This window comes from Pectobacterium versatile (assembly GCF_020166435.1).
In the GTDB taxonomy this organism is placed as follows: domain Bacteria; phylum Pseudomonadota; class Gammaproteobacteria; order Enterobacterales; family Enterobacteriaceae; genus Pectobacterium; species Pectobacterium versatile.
Genome location: NZ_JAINZP010000013.1, coordinates 13,848 through 33,746 on the forward strand (window position 1 = coordinate 13,848; position 19,899 = coordinate 33,746).

At 56.6% G+C, this 19,899-nt stretch carries 10 protein-coding genes; all 10 read left to right on the plus strand.

Annotated elements, in window-relative coordinates; translation table 11 throughout:
* Position 1: 1 nt before the first annotated feature.
* The 10 genes from K7X24_RS14970 (at position 2) to K7X24_RS15015 (ending at position 19,897) form a co-directional block, all read left to right on the plus strand.
* The gene (locus K7X24_RS14970; RefSeq protein ID WP_039470877.1) at positions 2 to 982 is read left to right on the plus strand and encodes a type II secretion system F family protein; all 981 of its coding nucleotides are present in this window, start codon (positions 2 to 4) and stop codon (positions 980 to 982) included.
* Positions 983 to 996: 14 nt separating this feature from the next.
* Positions 997 to 1,956, plus strand: a complete 960-nt coding sequence (locus tag K7X24_RS14975; protein ID WP_224555577.1) for a type II secretion system F family protein — start codon at positions 997 to 999, stop codon at positions 1,954 to 1,956.
* Positions 1,957 to 2,075: 119 nt separating this feature from the next.
* On the plus strand, positions 2,076 to 2,927 hold the full coding sequence (locus tag K7X24_RS14980) for a tetratricopeptide repeat protein (protein ID WP_224555579.1): 852 nt from the start codon (positions 2,076 to 2,078) through the stop codon (positions 2,925 to 2,927).
* Positions 2,927 to 3,499 (plus strand): hypothetical protein, encoded by a 573-nt coding sequence (locus tag K7X24_RS14985; protein ID WP_116361866.1) that lies wholly within the window; start codon positions 2,927 to 2,929, stop codon positions 3,497 to 3,499. Before K7X24_RS14980 ends, K7X24_RS14985 begins: the two co-directional genes overlap by 1 nt.
* Positions 3,492 to 4,124 (plus strand): TadE/TadG family type IV pilus assembly protein, encoded by a 633-nt coding sequence (locus K7X24_RS14990; RefSeq protein ID WP_039470882.1) that lies wholly within the window; start codon positions 3,492 to 3,494, stop codon positions 4,122 to 4,124. The genes K7X24_RS14985 and K7X24_RS14990 overlap by 8 nt, the downstream gene beginning before the upstream one ends.
* A 181-nt stretch (positions 4,125 to 4,305) precedes the next feature.
* Entirely contained in the window at positions 4,306 to 5,925 is a 1,620-nt protein-coding gene (locus tag K7X24_RS14995; protein WP_224555581.1) for a Tad domain-containing protein, read from the plus strand.
* 58 nt (positions 5,926 to 5,983) lie between these two features.
* Positions 5,984 to 15,712: a beta-propeller fold lactonase family protein gene (locus K7X24_RS15000; RefSeq protein WP_224555583.1), complete on the plus strand. Its 9,729-nt coding sequence runs from the start codon at positions 5,984 to 5,986 to the stop codon at positions 15,710 to 15,712.
* 254 nt (positions 15,713 to 15,966) lie between these two features.
* Positions 15,967 to 17,772: a TolC family protein gene (locus K7X24_RS15005; protein WP_224555584.1), complete on the plus strand. Its 1,806-nt coding sequence runs from the start codon at positions 15,967 to 15,969 to the stop codon at positions 17,770 to 17,772.
* Positions 17,772 to 18,545 (plus strand): efflux RND transporter periplasmic adaptor subunit, encoded by a 774-nt coding sequence (locus K7X24_RS15010; RefSeq protein WP_127031594.1) that lies wholly within the window; start codon positions 17,772 to 17,774, stop codon positions 18,543 to 18,545. Before K7X24_RS15005 ends, K7X24_RS15010 begins: the two co-directional genes overlap by 1 nt.
* Entirely contained in the window at positions 18,542 to 19,897 is a 1,356-nt protein-coding gene (locus K7X24_RS15015; protein WP_224555585.1) for an efflux RND transporter periplasmic adaptor subunit, read from the plus strand. Before K7X24_RS15010 ends, K7X24_RS15015 begins: the two co-directional genes overlap by 4 nt.
* Positions 19,898 to 19,899 lie beyond the last annotated feature (2 nt).

Here is a 19,899-nt window from a genome sequence, read left to right on the forward strand (position 1 = left end):
GATGAGTGATTTACGCCTGAATCTGATCACGCTGCTGGTGTTTGGCAGCGTGCTGATGCTGCTGTTGGCGGTCAACGCCTGGAGAAAATCACGGCAGCAGCGTATGCAGCGTGAACAACGCTGGCAGCAGATTTTGAACGAGGTCAGCCCATCGGCTGCCGCCGTGGCGTCTGATTCCATTCTGCGTGACGAGATCGCCACGCCGCTGATGGGTGTCCCGGTGATTGGGCGCTGGCTGGCGATCCTCTGGGCGCAGATGACGTTCATTGGCTGGAAAAAGAACTTGCTTCAGCGTTCTCTTTCGCTGGCGGCGGTGAGCCTGATTCTCGGCATGATTCTGGGGCAACGCACCCTGTTGCCGCTCACGATGGGGCTGATATTTACGCTGGTGCTGTTTATCAGTATCGGCATGTTGTTATTCCGTTCGACGCTGCAAAAACACCTGAAAGCGCTGCGCGAGAGCCTGCCGGAAGCCATTGATGCCATTACCCGCAGCTGCCGTGCCGGTGTGCCCGTGGCGAATACTTTCTCGATTGTCGCTGAGCACCTGACCGGGCCGCTGGCGAATGAATTCAAGACGATCGATCACTGGCTGCGGCTGGGGATTCCGCTGCGTCAGGTGATCCAGGCCTCGGCGACACGGGTGCCGATGTCCGAATACCGCTTTTTCGTGGTGATTCTGATCATCAATCAGGAAGCGGGTGGGCGACTGGGGGAAACGCTGGAGCGTCTGTCCGCTACGCTGCGTGAACGTCGGGAACTGCAACTGAAAGTGCAATCCAAAACGTCGGAAGCGCGCGCGTCTGCCAAGATTGTCGCCGCGCTGTTCCCCGGCTGTCTGGCTTATCTGTACATGAAATCACCGGAGGATTTCAGTTTCTTGTTCTCCGATCCGGTGGGGACGACGGTACTGATTTACGCCTTGTGCAGCGTCTCGGTCGGTATGTTGATCACGCACGTTATGGTTAAACGGATAGGGTAAAGGGAGAGCCATTCATGACTGTTTTTGACGATCCCTTACTGCTGCTGGCGCTCGTGCTGATGGTGGCCGGGATTTACCTTGCACGTACGCAGCATAAAGCGCAGCAATACAAGCAGTTGGAAATTCGCATGCGTGGGCATCTGCCCGTCGCCTCTATAGAGGCGGCCTCTCAGGAAAATATCCTGAGAGGCCAGGGAGCAACACTCTCTCCCCTGCTGGAAAAGCTGTTGCAGCCGATTGCCACGCAGGGCGAGCGTTTGTCGGGATCGGATCGCGATCGCCGCAATCTGCGCCGCCTGCTGGATCTGGCCGGGATCCGCCACAGCGAAGCGGTAGGCTGGCTGGTCATGGGAAAATTTGCCGCCGGGGCGCTGTTCGCTATCGCGCTGGTGTGGGGATGGTTGCCACCTGCTGACCGTGCGGGCCTGACGGGCGTAGCTGCGGGGCTGATTGGCTTCTTTGTCGGTTCGATGGTGCCCGAGTGGTGGCTGAAATGGCGCGCGGCAAGCCGGGGTGAAAAGCTGGCGCGTGCGGTGCCGGATGCGCTGGATCTGATGGTGGTCTGCGCCGAAGCCGGTCTGCCTATCGGACGCGTGTTGCAGGTGGTATCGAAAGAGCTGGGGCTGTCTTCACCGGAAATGGCGGATGAACTGCACTACACCGCCGCCGAATTACAGATCCTGTCGGATCGTACGCTGGCGATGAAGCATCTGGCGGAGCGTACCCGCGTCAGCGAGATCGAAAGCATGGTGGCGACGCTGATTCAGGCGGAGCGCTACGGCACACCGCTGTCTCAGGCGCTGCGCACGATTGCGGATGAAAGCCGCAAGACGCTGATTCTGGGGCTGGAAGAGAAGGCGGGTAAATTGCCTGCGCAGCTGAGCGTGCCATTGATGGCGCTGATCCTGCCACCGATTATCGCCATTATGGCATCGCCTGCACTGGTGCGAGTGATCCGCCTGCTGGCGCAGTAGCTTGTTATTTTCAGGGCATTGATTTTAAAAGCATTGATTTTAAAAGCATTGACTTTAAAAACATTGATTCCCGGTATCAGCCGGAAATCACCAGAGTTACAACCGATGGAGTTACGAAGATGGTCGATCTGGTAGCAAAACTTAAGCGCGGCGCGCCCATGTTGGCACTGCTGATTGTCAGTACCGTGCTGGCGGGATGCAGCAGCTCGATGGCGATTAAAGGCAGTAAAGATGAAGGCCTGCGTTTGGCACGCTTGCTGCGCGATCAGGGCCGTGTTGAAGCAGCGACGGAAGTGTACGCGCGCCTCGACAGCCGTGATGCGCTGAAAGGCGCAGAGATGCTGGAGTATGCCAGCGTTGCGGCTCTGGCGCGTTCACCGCAGCAAACGCTGGAGCTGTACGGACGCGCACGTCAGGCGCTGGGTGGCGATACCAATAAAATGACGCAGGAAGAAGCGCTGGCGGTGTGTCTGGGAATGGGCCGTTCGCAGCTGGCATTGGGACGTAATGCGATGGCGCAAACCGACTTTGCCTGTGCACTGAAAGCACAGCCGAATGACGCGGGCGCACTCAATGGCATGGGCGTGGTGATGGATGCCTCAGGCAAACACGCAGAAGCGCGTCAGCTGTTTGAAAAAGCGTTGCAGATAAACCCGGCAGATGTCGCGGCACTCAACAATCTGGCGCTCTCATGGCTGGCAAGTGGCAACGCAGACAAGGCGATTTCTCTGCTGCGTTCGGTGGATGAGAGTAATGCAACTGGCAGACTGAATCTGGCGCTGTCCTATCTCTCTAGCGGCAGAGACGACGACGCGCGTGCAGCGCTGGCAACCATTGCCCAGCCACAGCGTATCGATGGCCTGATCGACGAGCTGAATCAGCGTTTACAGCAGATGCAGCAGGATAAATCCCGCGGTGAAGCGCTGTTGTTATCCAGCCGTCAACGCCTGCAATTGAGTATGCCTGAGTAATGGCATGGCTTCGTAATCTCGGCCCGTGGCGTGATAAGGGCATAGTGCAAGGCAGAGTGCAATGCATCGTGCCGCGCCATGAACGCCACTGGCGCAGCACGCGCGGCGTGATTGCGACGGAAGTGGCGTTTCTGGTGCCGGTGGTGCTGGTCGGGGTGATGATGCTGTTTGAACTGGCGCGTATCGGGCTGGTGATCGCTGCCGGCAGCGCCGCGCTGGATAAAGCCGTGCAGGCTTTCCGCCTTGATAACCTCGCCTCGGACAGCGCGGAGCAGATGGGAACCCGTCTAAAGGCGCGCATGGTTGAAGCGGGATACGGCTACCTCAAAGAAGACGATTTAACCGTCAGCGTGTTGCACTTCGACAATCTGAGCCAGCTTGGCGGGCTGACGAACGGAAATGGCAGTCAGGACAACCCCAATGGCGAGGAAACGACGACGCTGCCGGTGTGGTCCGTGACGGTGCAGATTAAAAAGGCGTTTATTACGCCGTTGCCGGAAGTGTTAACGCTGGGTGACACCTTCCGCTATCAGTACAAACATGTATTTGGGACGGAACTGCGCAATGACTGATCGGTTACTGAAAACCAGTCGTGTATCGAAAACCAGCCGTTTCCTGAGCGTGATACGCCGCTTCTGGTTTTCTCACCGTGCCTCCACGGCGGTAGAAACGGCGTTAGCGTTCCCCATTGTGTTGGCGATTGGGTCGCTGTGCGCGGATATCTACACCGTCGGGCTTGAACGTACGCGCATGGAACAGCGTGCGGGCGCTATTTCGTCAATATTAGCGATGCAGCAGAAGCTGGATGAGAAAGGTCTACAAGGGCTACTCGATACGATGTTGCCAACGGAAGGTGCAGGAAATTACCAGCTGTTAATCAGCAACGTGCGTCAGACCGGTGAGCTGCACTGGCAGTTGAGCAGAGGCACGGCAGAAGCGCTGTGTACGGAAAGTGAAACGCTGCCGGGTGAAGAATATCTTCCTGAATTACCGGAAAGAGACCGCGAAGAGGGCAGCAAGAATATCTCCATGATCGTGGTTGAGATCTGCCGTCAGGGAAAGGATGTGGGTCTGCTGGGCGGCCTGTCACTGGGTGGCCTGCTGCATGCATCGTCAGTCAACCGGGTCGCTATCGACGTGGTTGAGCTTGATGAGGTACTCAGAAAAGAGGCCGGTTTGGAAGAAGAAGAGCAATAACGACGGGCTTTATATAAGACACAGAAGCGGCAAATAGACCGCAAACGGCAGCGAGCTTCTCGTTACCGGAATAACGAAACGATTAAAAAATCTATAGGCATATGAGCAATGTCGTTTTTATTTTCCCGCTTTATGGGCGGGTTGAGTACGCGCTGAATCCAGGAATACAGGATAGGAAGGAATGAAAAAAACCTTACAGAACAGAAGAGTAAAAAAAGACGCTACCGGAATCACTCTGTTCTGGCGTGAACGCCTATCTGCCTTTATTCAGCAGGAAAAAGGTGCGGGCACGGCATTCTATACGCTGGGTGCAATGGCGTTATTGGTGACGGCGGCTTTTATTGTCGATACCTCCACGGCAACCGGCGACGCGACGCAAATCAAACGTGCGACGGATGCCGCTGCGTTGGCCGTCGGGCATCAGGCGACTATTAATGGCGAAGAATACAGTCAGGAAGAGACCAATAAGCTGGCGTATGACTACGTCAAAAACAATCTGGGGATGAATAGTGCTCTGAGTGAAAAACTGGCAGCAGGTGACGTGTCCGTCACGGAAGGGCGCAACAGCGAGACGCGTAAAACCTATACCGTCACCGTCGCCTTCGAAACCAAACCCAGTTTGCTGAGCCTCGGTGCGAGGAAGCAAGAAGTGTATTCGACCGCCGAAGTCATCAACCGCCCGACCGAAATTGCCTTTGTCATGCCGGTGACGGGGGATATGAGTGAGGGGGATATCCGTTCGCTGAAAAGCGTTAGCCGCAGTTTCGTTGAGCGCATGCTGAGCAGCGCAGACGGCAAACGTGACAACCTGTGGCTATCGCTGGTGCCGTACAGTCAGTCGGTTAGCGTATACGATGCGGAAGACGCCAACCGCATTCGGCGCTGGGCTGCACCGGGTGCGTTGAACCCGCCAGAACTGCGCTCGCTGTTTGCCAGTGGCGTGGTGAGTAGCATGGCCGACCGCCGTTTTCCTGATCGTCGCGCTAACCTGCTGTGCATGTATCGTGGGCTGGGTCGGGAAGAAAACTTCTTCTGGGATGAACCGCCCGTCGGCCAATTCAAGGTCTATTACCGCCACGATTTGCCGCAAAACGGCAGTCCCGGCGCACCACCTATCTCCTGGCGCGGCCCGAATCCCGATTTTGACGATACCAATGCGGTAGATACCCGCTGGATCGTGGCAGACAAAGGGTGCCCGAACGCCGCGCTGATGCCGCTGACCAATGAAGAAAGCAGGCTGAATCAGCGTATCGAACAGTTTTCTGCCCGTTTCAACACGAATTACGCCATCGGCATGTCATGGGCGGGCGCGGCGCTGTCACCCAACATGCGCGGTTCAGACGGCTGGGGCGATGCCACGTTGCCGCTAGATTTCAATCTGGACGGCAACGGTGACGGGCAAAAGGTGATCGTGATGATGGCTAACACGATTGGTAACTGGTTCGACACCGACAGCTACAACTTCAACCGCAATGCATTTAGTGGTCAAACCGGCACGGATCCCGCCCGTACCTTTGCTGCGCAGCGCTTCCGCGACCTGTGTTCCAGCTTCCGTGCGCGCAATATCAAATTTTATTTTGTCGGCATTCGCCCCGGCGACCCAGAGGATTTTGGCCGCAACCTGTTTGACGCCGAAGCGACGCCGGGCCTGCTGATTTGCACCGAAGGTGAAAAACGCATGAGCTTTATCGATGGTGCAGGCTTTGGCGCAGAGGGCGTTGAGGATCAATTGATTCAACGGTTGAATCGTATTGCCGGCCAGATCGAAACCGAGGGCGGCTATGTTCGGTTGGTTGAATGACCGCTGAAGGTAGCCAGGAATGACGCGATTTGCCCCTTTCATTACAGGACATGACACGATGACTTTTTCCCGCTCAAAATCTGGTTCAGGCTTAACGCGCACACCGCGTCAGGCGTGGGTATTGGAACCGCGCATGATGTTTGACGCCGCTGCCGTGGTCACCGCGGTAGATGTGGCTGCGCACGTCGCGGCAACGGATACCGCGCCCGGCGTTGATGCCACGCCGGTTAAGGCGACGGTCACCATCACCGACAGCAGCGACAGCTTCCAACCGGTCGATCTGTTCAGCAACGTTAGCGTGTCGGCGGATAACGGCGGACAAGAGCTGAAAGATTTAGTGATCACCGTTAACCGTACGGGCGCGAATCAGGCATTAGTCATCGACGGTAAAAGTATTACGCTGGAATCAGGGAGTGGGACGACGCGCGCGGAAGGGGATGGTTTTTCATACCGCGTGGCAGTGAGCGGAGAAACCACGACGGTGACCGTTAATATCGACGGTTTCACCAATAACCTCGCGGATACAAGGGCGATGATTGACAGTATCGCCTACCAGCCGCTGGATAAAACCGTGGCCGGCGGTGACGTGGTGGTGACGCTGAAAAGCTTGAGCGATGAGGGCGGCGATGATACCGATACTGCCGATCTGAATATTCACGCTACAGTCACTATCGACAGCAAGATCAATGTGGCTCCGGTGGTATCCGCATCAGATGCGCCGGAACTGGCTGAATTAATCATCGTGCCTGGTATGGAATCCCCACAGGACGTGCGCTATTCCAGTAATGGTAATTATGCCTATGCCATAGGAAGCGATGGCACGCTGGGGGTCTTTACCGTCGGCGACCATGGCAAGCTGACGTCGAGCCAGACGCTGAGCGGCATAAGCGCACTCAAGGATGTGAAAGAAGTCGCACTGAGTGCTGACAACCGTTCTCTGTACGCTATCACTGGTAATAGCAATATTGTTGCGCTGAGCCTCGACGACAATGGGCAGGTGGTTCGGCTCAGCGGCAGCGACGAGCAGCCGGTATATACCCAGACGATTGCTTCGCAAAACGGCAATATCACCGGGCTGGCTGTCTCCAGTGACGGTACCCAAGTTTATGTTGCCACACAGTGGAACGGCATGGTCATCTTTACTCGCGATACGACGACAGGGGGGCTGACGTTCCTTCAGCGCGTGAGTGACAGCGGGATTGATCGTAGCGGTATTGTGGCAAGTCGCGGTGACTATGTTGTCACGGTTGGGATGGGGGCGAAGCATACGCTATCGGTTTTCCAGCGGAGTGAGAACGGGACATTAACGTCTGTCGCCACGCTGGAAACGTCTGGGGAAGGTTATGGCGCAGTAGACTACCAATTAGCGATCTCGAAGGATCAGCAGTTCATCTATGTTGCCGATCCTGACAGCGGAGAAATCAGCGTCTACCAACTGCGTGACGGTGCTGAAGGAAAAACGCTGGTCCACACGGACACGAAAACGCTGGAAGGCGTTAACGCGCTCTATCTTAACGCCGACGGTAGCCAGCTTTATGCGCTGAGCAGCGAAGGCGAGTTGCAGATTTATAGTGTAAGCACGTCGACAGGGGCGCTGAAGGAAGGCGGCCAGATTCAGAATATTGGCGATACGCGTGGCATGGTGTTGTCACCCGATGGACAATCACTCTTGATCGCTGGTGAGGCCATCCAGCGCTTTAGCGCATTACGAACTTATCTCTATGGCAGCGAATTACCCTTTGCCGACCATATCGCGCTTTCCGATAGCAATCTGGATGTGTTAAACGGCGGTGCAGGCAACTATAAAGGTGCCACGTTGACCATTGGGCGTGAAACGCCTTCCGCAGACGATAGATTTGGCCTAAGTGCAGGTAACAATCTGACGCTGCAGGATGGAAAAGTTCTGCAATTAGGCACGGAGATTGGGACATTCACGCAGAATCAGGGCGTACTCAGCGTGACGTTTACCACCGAGGTGACGAAAGAAACTGCCAATGCAGTCCTGAAACAAATTACCTACCGCAACGTCAGCAACCAGAGCGCCACCGAAACCGTCGCGCTGACGGTGACCGCGAACGATGGCGAGCTGAACAGCACGGTAACCACGGTCGCGCTGCTGCTGACCGCTAACAGTGTGCCAACGCTGGTTAGTCAGGGTGGAAGCAATCTGACGCTGGATACGCGCGGCTCCTCCGTCACGCTATTCAAAGACACCGCGATTAACACTGGGGAAGCTGGACAGGCGCTGACAAAATTGTCGATCGGTATTGATGGCCTAAACAACCCGAATCAGGAGTACCTGACGGTGGATGGCACAGTCATCGATCTGAGTAAGGACAGCGCGGGCACCACGGCTAGCGGTTACCAGTATACCTACACCTATAACGCCCTGAGCGGTGAGTCTTCACTGGTGCTGAGCAGCGTTCAGGGCATTAGCAGCATGGCGATGATGACGCTGGTCGACGGTCTGAGCTATTCGGCTGGCAAAGAGAGTACCAGCGCCAGCGGCTTGCGTACCATTACGCTAACCGAGTTGCAGGATAACGGCGGCACTGCCAATGGCGGGAGCGACACCGCGACGCTGGCGATCTCCAGCAGCATCAATCTGGCCTTAAACGATGCGCCTGCGGTTGATGCAATCTATTCCCCTGACGCCACGCTGTTTTACAACGCGGGTACGCTAAGCGGTTACAACGAGCGCGTTTCGGCGATCAGTGTCTCTCAGGATGGTAAAACCCTGCTGGTCACCGGTAGCGAAGGGAACAATAACAGCGGCAAGACTTATCTACGCGTTTACGCCCGTGATGCAGAAACCGGCGAATTGACGTTGCTACAAAGCTTCACGCAGGGCGAACAGGACGATCCGTCCACCCCTGCGATTGAGGTTAATGGTCTGAACACCATCACTACGCTGACGCAGTCGAAAGATGGCTCCAGCGTGTATGTCGCGGGAGGAAGCGGAAGCGCCTACTCGCTGGTGCAATTTAGCCGCGATACCACGACAGGCCAACTGAGCTATGTCGGGATTGTCGCTACGCAGGGCGTGAATGGTGTTAGCGGTCTGGATGCGGCAGTGTCTGAGATTGTGCTGTCCGATGATGGCACGTCGCTGTATGCCATTAACGGCGTGACGCCAGTCGATGGTGCGACCACTAAAAACGCCGTTGTTTTCTTCTCGCGCGATACCACCTCCGGTGCGCTGACGTTTGTCGGTTCACTGGTTGGTAGCGATACCATTCCGCTGAAAAGCCCAAGCGGTATTGTGCTGTCCAGCGATGGCACATCGGCCTATCTCTCTAACCTAGGGAATCACAGTATTACCGTGCTGTCGCGCGATGCGGAGTCGGGTTCTCTGGATTACGTCACCACGATCAATAAAAGCACCATAGCGGCTGATGTGAACAGCGCGGAGATTCCGCAAAACGACCGCTACCTTGAGGGGTTGCAGGATATCGTTATCTCACCGGATAACCGTTTTGTGTATGTGTCATCAAACTCGCAGGGCACTGTGTCGATTTTCAGCCGTGATGCAGATACAGGGGCGTTGACCTACGCCGGGACGTTGAATCTGTATAGTGCAGGCCATATTCCTGCGAACGCGCTGGCGTTACGTGAACTGGTGATTTCCGAAGATGGTTCGGCGCTGTATGTCGCAGCGTTCGGCAGTAAGTCGCTACTGGTACTGAGCCGCGATAGCGATTCCGGCGCGTTAACCTACCGCAATAGCGTTGAGCTCTCCGTTAACACTGTCAACCATCTCGCCGTCAGTGCGGATGGTAAGAATATCTATGCTGGGGTGAGCACTTTCTTTGCCGGGCTGAATGTGCTCACTGCGGCAGCAAATGCACCTTATAGCCAGACAGCGGACATGCCGTTTACCACGAGCGTCACGCTGTCAGACCGAGAACTGGATGCTGCCGATGACTACAATGGCGCGACGATTGCGATTAGTCGTAATGGCGACGCATCGGCAAATGACCATTTTGCTTTCCAGAGCGGAGGCGACCTGACGCTGTCCGGTAGCGACATTCAGTATCAGGGCGCGACAATCGCCACTTTTAGCGTGAGCGAAGGCACGGCGAAGATTGTCTTTACCGACAGCGTGACTAAAACGGTCGCCAATCAGGTTCTGCATCAGGTGACTTACCGTAATGATGGTGATGCGGCGGGTGCATCGATTCCACTGAATATCACCCTTAGCGACGGCGGTAAGGAGACGAGTCTGCTATTGACGCTGGTGCAGAATAAACCACCAGTGGTGGATAACGATGCGTATACCCCGCCGTCTGGCGTGGCTGGACAGCATTACGAACAAACGCTTCCTGACGATCTGTTCCGCGATCCTGAAAATGGTGCGCTGACGCTACAGGTCAATGGCCTTCCGGCTGGTTTAACCTTCGATTCAGACACACGCACGATTTCCGGTACGCCAGCACTCAATGGTGCGGGAAGCTTCTCTATTACCGTCGTGGCGACCGATGCATCGGGTGAACAGGCGGAGCAGACGATTACGCTGACTATTGCCTCCGATCCTGCACAAATGCCGGCGCTCGGCGGTGAGTCCAGCTCTCTTCAGAATGACTATGCCCTTGATGGCTATGACTCCAATAATTATGTGGATGTGCTGACAGGCGTAAAAGACAGCCAACTGTCCGCGGATGGCAAAACGCTCTATGTCGTGAGCTCACCTGATAGTGGGTCAGCGGTACTGAGCGTCTTTGTGCGCAATGCGGAAGGGAAATTCACCCTGTCGCAAACCTTCTTCAACTACCGCTCCGTCTATAACAATGAGACAGAGCAAAACGATAACGTGGTAGACAATGCCGGATTGGCCGGTGCGTCAGATGTGATTCTGTCTTCTGATGGACAGTACCTGTATGTGGTGGGCAGTGAAGGCAACGCAGTGGCCCTTTTCCGCGTTGGCAGCGACGGTGAACTGACGCAAGCCGGTATCCTTGACCAAGCGGCGTTGGGCGGGCGTTCGTTGGACGTGCGTTCCCACATTGTTTCGCAAGGCGATTACCTCTATGTAACGGCCGCCCAGTCCAACAGCGATACTGACGGCCGCAGCGTGCTGGTGTTTAAACGCGGTGCAGACGGCATGCTGTCTGCCGTTTCCCAAACCGATAATCTGATTGGTGCGAGCCGTCTTGTGCTGGATCCAACCGGGCGTTATTTGTTTGTTGCCGGCGCTGGGGATGCGGTCGGCGTCACCGCGTTCAGCATCGATGTAGAAGGCAAACTGAGCCAGCTTTCCCAGATTCGTGCTGAAGGTGACAACCTGTACTACATCCGCTCGCTGGCTCTTTCTCCTGACGGTAAAACCCTCTATGCGATTAATTCCGATGGGGAAAGTCACACGCTGAATACCATCACGGTGGGAGCTGATGGGGCGCTGACGCTGGCAGAAACAACGGCAATCACCGATGACGGCGGCGATTCCGGTGAGGCGTTAGCGACCGATCTGGTCGTTTCTGCCGATGGTACGGCCCTGTTCGTGATCGGTAAGAACATTTCTGTATTCTCCCGCGCGGACGATGGCAGCCTGACGCTGAAAGCCACCCTTAGCGGTGGTTGGGATAGCCCGATTGGCATTTCTTTCTCCGATCTGCAAAAGGTGGAACTGAGTGCCGATGGCAAGCAGCTCTACCTGATTGGTGGCGATAAGGTCCATGTTCTGAATGTTGGCATTGCCGGTGCAAGCTATACCGAAGGTAACGATGCCACAGTGCTGCTGCCGTCTGGTCGTCTGTCCGATCCGCAGCTCGATGCGTTAAATAACGGTGTGGGTGATTATCGCGGTGCCAGTATCACCGTTGGTCGGGAAAATGGTGGTCTACCGGAAGACACTTTTGGCTTTAAGGCCGAAAACGGTTTAACGCTTGATGGCAACAACATCATAAAAGATGGCTCTGTAATCGCGACCTTTACTCAAGTGGATGGGGCGCTGACGATTAAATTTATCGCAGCGGTAACCAAAGCCGAGGCGCAGAATGTGCTGCGCCAGATTACTTACCAGAACACCAGTCAGGATCCTGAACAAGCAGGATCGTCGCCGACCTTCACCTTCAGTATTAATGACGGTGACAATAACACCGCTAACATGGATATCACCGTCAATCTCGTTGGCGTGAACGATCCGGCGATATTGAATACAACGGTGCTCAACCCACAGGTTCCGGGCAACGGTGAATTCGTTAAGCTGTTTAAAGATACCCAGATTGACACCATCGAGAGCGGACAAACCCTCTGGCAGGTCGTGTTAACGTTTGATGTCTCAGGGCCTAACGAAACGATTAGCGTGGATGGCAGCACGATTGTGCTCGAAAAATCCAACGGTGTTCCACGCACCGCCAGCGGCTTGCAATATTCTGTTGATGTGAAGGACGGTAAAGCGACGGTCCTCCTGTATGTCGGGAGAGACGCGAGTGGAACCGCCGAGATTATTGACAGCATCGGCTACAACTATCTGGGCAGCGCCCCCAGCGGTGAACGCCATGTCACCCTGATGATCAAGGAAAATAGTTATAACGGAACCGCACCGGAAACTACGCTGGAACAGGCGATTACGCTGACGCTGGTGCCTGCGGCAGAAACCAATACCGCACCGATTATCACGGTTCCAGGGACGACGCCGACGTATACCGAACGCGCTGACCCTATCGTGCTGGCACCGGACGCAACGGTGTCTGATGCGCAGATGGACAAACTCAATGGTGGCAAGGGCAACTACGACGGCGCGACGCTGAAGATTACGCTGGGCGACGGTAAAACGGCGCTGGATAAGCTGGGCTTTAGTGCTGCAAAAAGTGCTGAAAATGGTCTGACGTTATCCGGCAATACGCTTCAGAAAGACGGCGTCACTATTGGTCAGGTTAGTAATCAGGATGGCGTACTGACGATTCGCTTCAACGCGAATGCAGGCACAATCCCGACCACGGAAGACGTGCAGAATACGCTGCGCCAGATTACCTACGCCAGCGACAGTCGTACGCCAGCCGCCCAGGTTGCGGTGACGGTGACGCTGTCCGACCGCTATCTGGAGTCTCAAGCCACGGCCTTGTCGGTAGCGATTACCGCGATCAACGACACGCCTGTCGTGGCGAACGATCCGGTGCTTTCTGCCGATGAACTGCGTTTGGTGAATACCTACACCGCGATTAGCGGGCTGGGCACGTTGACGGCGGCTGCTCGTACGATCGATGGGCTGTCTTTGTATGTCAGCGATGATAAAGGCGCGATTGCCTTATTCCAGCGTGATGCGAACAGTGGCGAATTGACCTATGTGCGCACCTTCGCGGCGGCAGAGGGCGTGACAGGAATAAGCCAGCTACAGGTTTCTGCCGATGGCAACAGCGTGTATGCGTTGCGTGCTGACGGCAATGCGATTGTCTGGTTTAGCCGGAATGGTGAAGGCAATCTGGAACATAAAGAAACCATCGTTGATGTCTACGAGATACACAACAGCAACCTTTACGACATCAAAGGGATCACCCTGTCTGATGATGGCAAGACGTTGTATGTCATCAACAACTACAACCTTCTCTGGTTTACCCGCGACACGGCAACAGGCAAGCTTGATTATGTTGGGCTGGTCGAGGGCGGGATGTGGAGTGAGCCTTACCTGTGGCAATCGAGTGAGGTAGTCAGCCGCGGTAATCTGCTATTTGTGACGACGAACACCAGCAGTGGCTCATCACTGATTGTGTATACGCGTGGTGACGACGGCAAGCCGACGCTATTGGGGAACATCCGCAGCTTTACCGATGCCGCAGACAATACCGTAGAACTTTCAGGGCTGGAGCAACTCACGGTCAGCGCCGATGGCCGCAGCATCTTTGTTGCCAGTGCAGGGCAGATCGATGCCTTCTCGCTGGATACCGCTACGGGAACCTTTACGCACCTTGCTCGCGTTGCGGCAGAAGGCACGGTGAATCATATCGCCCTTGCTGCGGATGCGCGGGTGCTGTACGTCACGCAAAGCGACGGTGCGCTCACTCGCTATGTATTGAACGGCGAGACGCTGACAAAACTCGATACGCTGAAAAACGAGGGTACAGGCTTCACTCATCTGCTGCCAGTTGACGGTGGTCTGATTACGCTCGGCAACGGTGTGTCGGTGCTGGATGAAGCTTCTCGCCTGCCGGTTTATCGCGTTGATGGCCCGGCGGTGATTGTCGCGCCTTCTATCGTTCTCAGTGATGCAGAACTGGATGCACTGAACGGCGGGGCGGGAAATTATCAGGGTGCCTCCATCACGCTACAGCGCGGTGAAACGGCCTCAACAAGCGATCGCTTCGATTTTACTGCGGGTAACGGTTTTACCTTAGCGAATGGCGTCATTAGTAAAGACGGGCAAGCGGTAGCCATCTTCACGCAGGCGGATGGCAAGCTCACCGTGACCTTCACTGCTGCCCTTTCTCGTGCGGATGCGACGGTGCTGGCACGTCAGATTAGCTGGGCGACGAACGCACCGCTGACGGGGAGCGCGACATCGCTGACGTTGATGCTTAATGACGGCGTAGCCGATTCTGCGGCGCAGGCGCTCGACGTTACGCTGTCGAGAGAGGTGAACCTGCCGCCAGTTGGTCATGCAGAGCAGTTCACACCGCCAACGGCACAGGCTGGCACCAACTGGTCTTATACCTTACCGAGTACGCTATTTACCGATCCTGAAAATAATGCGCTGACGTTTACCGTTGATGATGCGCAACTGCCAGAAGGCGTGCGTTTTGATAGTGCAACACGGACGCTCAGCGGCACGCCGTCAACGGCGGGAACGTTCAACCTGACGATTACCGCCAGAGACAGCGCGGGTAACGCGACTGCACTCAATGTGGTGCTGACGATCAATGCCGCCTCGACGCCGGTCGATCCTGGCACACCAGTCGATCCCGGTACACCAACAGAGCCAGTGAACCCCGATAACACCGTGACAGCGGCACCGGTGATACTGGTGCAGCAGGGCGCAAACCTGTCCGTTGATTCGAGTGACAGAGAACGCGAACAGCCGCTGGGCGCGATTGTCGCCGATCTGTCTCGCCCGGAAGCACAACCGCTACCAAGCAACATCGTCACCGAACCTGTACGCCAGCGTGATGCCGATACGTCACGCCAGTCGGATGCCCCTTGGGTGCTCGATCCCGTCATGTCATCGCTGATGCCGACGCTGGAGCAGGTCAATTTCTCTTCACGCGCTGAGGCGTCCCTTCGCGATAACGCCGCGCTGCGTTCGGCTGATTCCAATCTGTTCCTGAGTGTGCGCGGTCAGACAACGTCGCTGGAATCGGCTTTCAGCAGCGTGCAGGGCGCGTTACAGCCGGATGCCTCTGGCACACTCGCTTTTAGCCTGCCGCAGCGCATGTTCAGCGTACGTGAAGGTAATGCCACGCTGACGCTGCAACTGGCGAACGGGCGTCCGCTGCCTGCGTGGGTGCAGTTCGATGCCCACAACAGTGTGGTGCGCATTACCGATGCCAGTGCAGTGCAGGTTAATCAGATCCAACTGGCGCTGAAAGCGCAGGCCGCAGACGGCACCAGCCGAATCGTACCGATTACGCTGCAAACCGGACAGGGCGATGGCGCAGAGAGGGTGACTGACCGTGGCGCGATGCAATTACCCGCACACTCTGTTGTTCCCACTGCCGCAGACCCGGCTGAAAACCGGAATGCAGAACGGTTAGCGCCAGCAGGTAAAACCGCCTTTACCGAACAGTTGCGTCAGCATCAGCCTGAACAGGATGCGCTGCTGGCGGCGCTCAGTGAACTGAGCAGCCTGCGTACATAGCACACGTAGGCTGAATATTAAGACGAGATTTTATTTACTTATACCCTAAATAATTCGAGTTGCGTGAAGGCGGCAACTGCACGAATCCCCAGGAGCTTACACAGGTAAGTGACTGGGGTGAGTAAGGGCAGCCAACGCACAAGCAGCTTGAAGTATGACGGGTATAACCACTAACCCGGGCGCTTGCAGGCGGTAACCAACCCACCGCCTGCAAGATGAAGGGAACAGACAAATAGAAGATGGGGAGAACCCGGGTGAATCAGCACATAGCGCATTTCTGGGATAGCCAGCAACACGACAGTCAGCAGCAGAACGTTCAACACGAGGCTACACCACGCACCGCGGGTTCTCGGGCGTTACGGATCGCAGTAGCTCTTGCCTGTCTGGGGCTGGCTGGCTGTGCCGTCAAACCTGAACCGGTTACGATCGAACAGCAGGTCGCACAGGCGCTGAGCGACAGAACGCAGATGTTCGCTAATCAGGAACCAGTACGCGGTACGATCACGCTGGATGAGGCGATTGCCCGTGCGCTGAAATATAACCTGCAACAGCGGGTCGCGCTGATGGAACAGGCGATGGAAGATGACCTGTTGGGCGTACAGAATCTGGATATGCTGTTACCGAAACTGACCGCACGCGCTGGGTTACAAACCCGCGATAACGTGGCCGGTTCCAGCAGCCAGTCGGTCACCACTGGACGGCAGTCGCTGGAAGCGTCCACCAGTCAGGATCAGACCATGCGCACCGCCGATCTAACGATGAGCTGGAACGTGCTGGACTTCGGTATTAGCTATTTCAACGCCAAAGTACAGGCGAACAAATCGCTGGCGGCGGAAGAGCGTCGTCGTCGCGTGGTGGCCGATATTACCCGTCAGGTGCGTACCGCTTATTGGGAAGCGGCCACGGCACAGCGTTTGCAGCCGGAAGTGACCACCGCGCTGACGCAGGCGCGTCAGGCACTGGAATATGCGCGTCAGACGGAACAGCAACGCCTATTGGCACCGGTTGAAGCGCTGCGTTTCCAGAAGAACATGCTGGAGATGGTGCGCCAGTTGGAGATTGTCGACAGCGATCTGGTGGTGGCGAAATCCCGTCTGGCGGCGCTGATGAACCTGCCACCGTCGAGCAAATATGACGTCGTTGTGCCGAGCGAAAGCAGCCTGGTCGCGCCGAAGATGGCCTACTCGCTCGACGATTTGGAAAACTTCTCGATGGTTAAGCGCCCGGAAGTGCGTGAAGAGAGTTATCTGGCCCGCAATAGCGTACTGGAAACCCGTAAATCGCTGCTGCGTCTGCTGCCGGGCGTGTCGCTGTTTGCCGGTATTAACGGTGACAGCAACAGCTATCTGGTTAATCACCAGTGGGCGAACGCGGGCGTTCAGGTCAGTGGTAACCTGCTGAACGTGCTGTCGTGGTCATCGGTGAAACGAGCCGGACAGGCGAATGAAGATCTGGCAGAAGTTCGTCGTCAGGCGCTGCGCATGGCGGTGCTGACGCAGGTGAACGTCGCCTGGCAGGAATATCAGCAGAGTACGCAGATGTTTGGCCGCTATCAGGAACTGGCGCGGATTCAGCGCGGCATCCTTAATCAGACCACGCTCAGCGTACAGCATCGTGCCGAAACGCAGATGGAACAGGTGCGCGTCAGCACGGAAACCATTCTGACGACCCGCGCGCGTGACCGCAGCTTTGCCGATGTGCAGAACGCGCTGGGCGCGGTGTATCAGGCTGCTGGGCTGGATGTGCTGCCGGATAACGTGAACGATGTCAGTCTGGCGGCGCTGAGCAGCTCAATTGCCCGCACCACGGGTAACCTTGAGAAAGGCGGCGTTGCGGTGCCACGTCTGTCCCTGTCAACACCAGCTACGCCTGCCACCACGACGGCTTCGGCTAAAACAGCATCCACTCCATCCGCAGCACCTGTAGTGAAGCCGGTTGCCTCGTCGACGACGGCATCGTCTGCTGCGACATCGTCGGCTGGCGCGGGTAAGCCTTATCGCGTGGTGAACACGGATATGTGGGATAACCTGCAATCCCTACAGGCGGGAGGTTCGCGTTAATGGCTTTCGGCATGATGCGTCCGCTATTGCTGGCCAGTGTGTTAGGTCTGCCCCTGTTGGGGCAGGCTGCGACAACGGGAGACATTCGCGTACAGCTTAGCGCACAGCGCTATACCGTGTTATCCAGCGAAATTGCGGGGAAAGTGACGGATATTGCGGTGAAAGAGGGTGAACACTTCAAGCAGGGCGATACGCTGGTGACATTTGACTGCACCGTGCTGCGCGAAAAACTGAACTACTCAAACGCCGCAGAGAATGCCGCGCGTAAGAAGCTGGCGATTGCCGATCGGCTGGATAAGCTCAATTCGATCAGCCTGTCGGATGTCGATCAGGCGCGATCGTCGGTGTCGATGGCGCAGGCCGAAAGCGGCGTCAATCGCGCCATGCTGCAACGCTGTGCCATCAAAGCCCCGTTCTCTGGTCGCGTAACGGAAACCAAGGTGAAGCGTTGGGAATCCGTGCCGGAAGGCAAAGAGCTGTTGGCGATTTATGATGACAGCGCGTTTGAGCTGGAAATGATCGTGCCATCGCGCTGGCTGGTGTGGCTAAAACAGGGCAGCGCCTTTCAGGTCACGCTGGATGAAACTGGTCTGAGCTATCCGGCGGAAATCAGCCGCCTTTCTTCGGCGATCGATCCGGTCAGCCAGTCGGTAAAAGTCTTTGGTCGGATTACCCAATCCACCGCTGGATTACTGCCGGGGATGAGTGGCGTAGCGCAAATTAGTGACGTAGCACAGACAGTGCCGCCTGATGCCGGTAGCGTGTCGCCATGACCGAACGGAACACGACAGCAGCACAAACTGAACAGGATACCCGGCTGGCACTGCTGGCCGAGCTGTTGCAGCTGCAAAGCCGTGCCAGAGCGCGTGAAACGCTGGATGAGCTGGCGTTTTTCATCGTCAACGAGACGCATAATTTAGTGAAGTATCGGCAGGCGCTGCTGTGGGACTGTGATAAACGGCGCTTGCAGGCGGCTTCCGGGCTGGCCTCGCTCGATCACAACGCGCCGTTTTGTACCGAATTTAGCCGCCTGTGCCGTCAGTGGCAGGAAGAGGGGCGTCAAACGCAGGCGCTGCAATGCCGCGAGCTGCCTGCTGATGATCAGATTTTGTGGCAGGAGCATCTGCCGGAATTTTTACTCTGGCTACCGCTGCGTTTAGCGCAGGGCGATACGCCGCTGGTGCTGGTGTTAGCACGGGACAGCGCGTGGCTGCCAGCCGAGATCGTGCTGCTGGAAAAACTGGCGGACGCGTATGCTCACGCGTGGGCGAGTTTGCAGAAAAAACGTCGGCGGCAGACGAATACCAGCCCGAAGAAGCGTCGTTTGATTCTGGCTGGGATCGTGCTGCTGGCGCTGATCTTATTGATCCCCGTTCGCCAGTCGGTGCTGGCTCCGGCTGAGATCGTCGCGCATCGTCCGGTGATGGTGCGCGCCCCCGTGGCGGGCGTGGTGGATGACATTCTGGTACGGCCTAATCAGGCCGTTAGCGCCAATCAGCCGCTGGTGCGACTGGACGTGCGCGAACTGGAAAACCGGCTGGAATCGGCCCGACAGGCTTTTGCTACCGCTGATGCTCAGTATCGTCAGGCACAGCAGCAGGCGCTGTTCGATGCCAATAGCAAGGCCAGTCTGGCCGTGCTGCAAAGCCGCCGTGAACAGGCGCAGAGCGAGATGGACTTTCTGCAACGTCAGCAGGAACGCATGCAGCTCGCTTCCCCGCGCGACGGCGTGGCGATTTTTGACGATAGCAGCGACTGGATTGGGCGCTCGGTGGCGGTGGGAGAACGTATCATGATGATCGCCGATCCGCACGATGTTGAGCTGGAGATCCAGTTGCCCGCGGCGGATGCGATTGCGTTGGAAAACGGCGCGGATGTGCGCCTGTTCCTCAATGTAGCGCCGAATTCGGCACAGGACGCGCGGCTGGAGCAGATTGGCTATCGCGCCGCGCCGACGCCGGACAATGTGATGGCCTATCGGTTGCGGGCACGCTTTACACAGGATGATCCGCAACTGCGCGTGGGCCTGAAAGGAACCGCCAAGCTGTACGGTAAACGCACGGTGCTGTTCGTTTACCTGCTGCGTAAACCGCTGGCGTCACTGCGCGTCTGGTTGGGTGTCTAACG

Coding starts and splice junctions, on each gene's coding strand:
- K7X24_RS14985 (WP_116361866.1), top strand. CDS start 2,927: ATGGCATGGCTTCGTAATCTCGGCCCGTGGCGTGATAAGGGCATAGTG.
- K7X24_RS14970 (WP_039470877.1), top strand. CDS start 2: ATGAGTGATTTACGCCTGAATCTGATCACGCTGCTGGTGTTTGGCAGC.
- K7X24_RS14980 (WP_224555579.1), top strand. CDS start 2,076: ATGGTCGATCTGGTAGCAAAACTTAAGCGCGGCGCGCCCATGTTGGCA.
- K7X24_RS14975 (WP_224555577.1), top strand. CDS start 997: ATGACTGTTTTTGACGATCCCTTACTGCTGCTGGCGCTCGTGCTGATG.
- K7X24_RS15015 (WP_224555585.1), top strand. CDS start 18,542: ATGACCGAACGGAACACGACAGCAGCACAAACTGAACAGGATACCCGG.
- K7X24_RS15010 (WP_127031594.1), top strand. CDS start 17,772: ATGGCTTTCGGCATGATGCGTCCGCTATTGCTGGCCAGTGTGTTAGGT.
- K7X24_RS15000 (WP_224555583.1), top strand. CDS start 5,984: ATGACTTTTTCCCGCTCAAAATCTGGTTCAGGCTTAACGCGCACACCG.
- K7X24_RS14990 (WP_039470882.1), top strand. CDS start 3,492: ATGACTGATCGGTTACTGAAAACCAGTCGTGTATCGAAAACCAGCCGT.
- K7X24_RS14995 (WP_224555581.1), top strand. CDS start 4,306: ATGAAAAAAACCTTACAGAACAGAAGAGTAAAAAAAGACGCTACCGGA.